Annotated in this window: 2 protein-coding genes and 2 pseudogenes; all 4 read right to left on the bottom strand. The window is 67.2% G+C overall.

The genetic code is table 11. The annotated features are described in order from the left end of the window. Nucleotides 1-1,192 (bottom strand): annotated as a pseudogene (locus ACWEBX_RS38245) (hypothetical protein); the annotation flags it as partial. Further along, the gene (locus ACWEBX_RS38250) at nt 1,189-1,881 is read right to left on the bottom strand and encodes an ABC transporter ATP-binding protein (RefSeq protein WP_451889331.1); all 693 of its coding nucleotides are present in this window, start codon (nt 1,879-1,881) and stop codon (nt 1,189-1,191) included. The pseudogene ACWEBX_RS38245 and the gene ACWEBX_RS38250, both read right to left, overlap by 4 nt. 59 nt (nt 1,882-1,940) lie before the next feature. Next, complete coding sequence (locus ACWEBX_RS38255) at nt 1,941-2,351, bottom strand: hypothetical protein (RefSeq protein WP_451889332.1); 411 nt, start codon at nt 2,349-2,351, stop codon at nt 1,941-1,943. A gap of 694 nt (nt 2,352-3,045) precedes the next feature. Further along, a pseudogene (locus tag ACWEBX_RS38260) lies at nt 3,046-3,355 on the bottom strand (tyrosine-type recombinase/integrase); the annotation flags it as partial. Nucleotides 3,356-3,438: the final 83 nt, after the last annotated feature.

The following is a 3,438-nucleotide window of genomic DNA, read 5'->3' on the forward strand; positions in this document are numbered from 1 at the left end:
CAGGTTCAGGGTGAGGGACTGGGTGGTTCGCGCCAGCCGGAAGGCAAGGGAGTAGGAGATCAGGGGCAGCGTCAGTACCAGCCCCAGGCCTGTCAGCAGAATGCCCGCCGGCATCAGGACCGCGTTCGGGCCGAGGCTGTTGGCGGGATGGTCGGTGAAGCCGGTGGCGCAGTAGCCGACGACGATGCCGAGGCCGGTCACAAGCAGCAGGCCGCCCCACTTGGCGGGGCGCTTGGGCGCGGCGGTGCGGCGTACCGCCAGTGGATTGGCCGCGGCATCGCGCGCTGGCCCGGCCGACGAACCAGGCGAGGAGCGGGGAGCCGATCAGGCAGACGCCGACGGTCGTCGCGGACAGCTCGCCATCGGCCGGGTACCACCTCAGACTGGGCAGTCCGGTCCGAGTCATCACCTGGTTGAGGACCCCGTACTCACCGAGGCCGAGAACCGCGCCGAGCAAGGCCGCCATCACGGTTTCGGCGGCGTTGACCCGCTGGGTTCCCCTGGCGCTCAGGCCCAACAGACGCAGGGAGGCGAGGCGGCGGTTCCGGCTGGCGGCGGAGAGCCGGGCACAGACGGAGAGGAAGATGCCGAGGGGGAGCAGGACCAGTGAGCCCAGGGCGAAACGGATGTAGGTCAGGGTCGAGGGTTCGACGGCGGGGAAGGGCGCGTAGCTGTATCCCCATCCCTTCAGGGCGCGGCCCTCGCCGGCGATCTTGTCGCGGGTCGTTCCGATGTAGGCGAACAGCTCGTCGGGGTGGGCGAGTCCGCTCGCGCTGATCAGACCCTTCTCGTGACCTGGCAGGAGTCCCTTGACGGCGGGTCGATCACGCAGCAGGTCGTGTACGCGAGGAGAGACGAACACCTCGCCCGGGTCCGGGAGTTCCTTCAGCCCCGGCGGGGCGTTGTCGGCGTTCTTGATTCCCTTGGCGACGAACACCCGGGTGAACGCCTTCGAGCCGTAGGGGTCGGTGCGCTGGAGCAGCAGGGTGGAACCCGCGGGCCGCGCGGAAGCGGTCTGCGGTTGACGTGCGGCGGCCCGGCCGTCGTGTGCGTCGAGGATCTGCGGGACGGTGAGGACGAGAGCGAGGCAGCAGACCCCGAGGGAGCCGCCGGCCGCCATGAGGAAGAAACGTATGCGGTTGCCGCGGCCGGATCCGAACAGCAGGCGCAGACCGAGCTGGAACTCCCTCACGCCGCCCCCCGGTGGGCGAGGATTCCGTCGGACATCGTGTAGTGGGTGTCGGCCTGCGCGGCGACGCCGGGGTCATGGGTGACCAGGATGACGGCAGTGCCCTGTGAGCGCGCCAGGCCGAGGAACTCCTTCAGTACGGCGGATGCGTTGGCGCTGTCCAGGGACCCGGTCGGCTCGTCGGCGAACACGACGGCCGGGCGGTGGACCAGGGCCCGTGCGACGGCGACGCGTTGGCACTGGCCGCCCGACACCTGCGACGGGCGGCGCTCGCGCAGGTCGCCGAGTCCGAGCCGGGCGAGGACTTCACCGGCGGCCGCGAGCGCCGGCCGCTTGCGCTGCCCGGCCAGTCGCAGGGGCAGGGCGGTGTTCTCCTCGATGGTCAGCTCGGGGAGCAGTTCGCCGTACTGGAAGACGAAACCGAAGCGTTCACGGCGCAGCGTACTGATCTCGTCGTCGGTGAGATCGCCGAGCAACTCCCCTTCGAACCGGACCTGCCCGCGCGCGGGAGGCAGCACTCCCGCGAGGCAGTACAGCAGCGATGACTTCCCCGAACCGCTCTGTCCGGTGATGGCCGCGACCTCCCCCCGGGAGATCGAGATGTGGGCGTCGCTGACAGCCAGGTGCTTGCCGTAGGAAAGGTCGACACCCTTGGCGGAAAGGACTTCTGACGTACTGATGGCTTCCCCCAAAGAAGCGACCGGGCCCAGGAGGTCAGCCTGGGCCCGGTACTTGGCGGTGTGCTTTTCTGCTACCGCTGGTAGTGCTTGGTAGGCGAGCAGTTGTCCGGGTTGAACGAACCCTTGTCACGGCATACGCGGATGTACGCGTCGTCGGTGTAGCGCTGCGAGGGCGCCCAGTTGGAGTAGTTCAGCGGAACGGTCTGCCCCTGCTTGCCGTTGTAGCGGCTCCAGTCGTAGCCCTCGACCTTCACCTGTACGTACACGTTGTGGTCGTCACCGTGGTCGGCGTCCTGGAGCTGGCCCTTCCACTCGAAGGCGCCGTGGTCCTCGCCTGCGGGGTGCCACGCGTACTCGCCGTGGTGGAACTTCGCGCCGCCGGTCGACAGTGTCGGAATGTCGTGCCATGAGGCGGCGAATGCTGTGCCCGCCCCTATGGCGAAGAGGCCGGCCGGGAGGGCGCCTACTGCCAACTTGCGCACTTTTTCTCCCGTTTGTTTTCTGTTGTATGACTCTGATGGTCAGGTCAGAGCGGTATGAAAACTAACATCGGCCAATTGGATGGATCATGATGATGTGTTGGATCTTGTCCCGTCTGTCCGGCCTGACGGCAAACGCTCTTTGTGATGCCTTTGCCTCTCCCGTGCGTTGCCGTGACCATGGGTGAGCCGTGCGCAAGCCCCGCAACTCACCCTCGCCGGACACGCACGTCTGCTTGCTGATCCAGAGCCCCTGGTCCGCCGGGCAGCGCCTCTGGCCCGACGCCCAGCCGGTCTCGGGTGCGCAAGGTGATTTCCAGACCGCGCTGAACATCCTCCGAGACCTGGCCGCCGGCCTTGCCGAAGCTCGATACACCGGCGGAAGACCAACCCATGTCTCGTTCTATGTCGCCCCGGCGTCAGGCGGTGGACAAGAAGCGCTGTCAGAGGAATGCGATGGCCACGGTGCGGCTCGCACCACAGCCACCCCAGACTGAGCGGGGAGCAGCGGGGAACCACCGTGGAATCAGGTCAGTGCTCGAACCGCCCTCAAAAGCACGCAGCTTCCCAAGCTGAGAGTGCGAGTTCGATTCTCGTCACCCGCTCCATGCGAAACCCCCAGGTCGATGACCCGGGGGTTCTTTGTTGTCCAGACCAATGGGCGGCGTGCGCACCACATCCGCACCATAAGAACTGGCTAGCTGCCGGTGGGCTCTTCCTTGTGGTGCGCCGGGTCATCGTCACGGCGCCTCGCACGCTCGGCGCGCACCATGTCGTCGAGTCCGGCCGCCACGTCCCGTTGCCGCTCGGCGTCGGAGTGTTGATGGATCAGCGCCGCCCTCTCGGAGGACTGGCCGGCGCGCACCATCGTGTCCTTGAGGGTGGCTCCCGATCGGATCGAGAGCTTGTGACCGGTGTGACGAATCGTAGAAGCGGAAGCCATCCGGGAGCCCTACGGCAAGGCGGGCCCGACTCCATTTCCGACCGAACGAGCTACGTCGGAAGGGCGCCTGGTCAGGGGCCCATTCACCTGCGGTGGGTGTGGGATTTGAACCCACGGTGACTCGCGCCACGACGGTTTTCAAGACCC

The sequence above is a fragment of the Streptomyces sp. NPDC005070 genome, assembly GCF_053600395.1.